This is a genomic window from Vibrio sp. OPT46 (genome assembly GCF_015163535.1).
In the GTDB taxonomy this organism is placed as follows: Bacteria; Pseudomonadota; Gammaproteobacteria; order Enterobacterales; family Vibrionaceae; genus Vibrio; species Vibrio alginolyticus.
Genome location: NZ_JADDYG010000804.1, coordinates 523 through 777 on the forward strand (window position 1 = coordinate 523; position 255 = coordinate 777).

1 protein-coding gene is annotated in these 255 nt (G+C 36.1%); it reads right to left on the reverse strand.

The genetic code is table 11. The features are described from left to right. Window positions 1–255: pyridoxal-dependent decarboxylase (locus tag IQR33_RS34700; RefSeq protein WP_228014192.1), on the reverse strand; the 255-nt coding region annotated here is incomplete at both ends.

Sequence of the window (255 nt, forward strand, 5' to 3'; positions counted from 1 at the left end):
ATCATTCCACTTAATGCGGCATCTGCGTGAATATAGTAGTTCTCTCTCTCTAAACCTATTGCTGCGATATCGTGCTGAATGCGCTTAATATCATCTGTTGCACCACGCATAGTGGTTCCTATATTGGCAAAAATAATAGGGTTATTCTGTTTGTCTTTTTTTATTCGTTTGACAAGTTGATGATAATCTATCTCCCCATTGGACAATGAAGGGATTTTTCTAGATTTAATATTGAGTAATTTAGCGATCTTATCG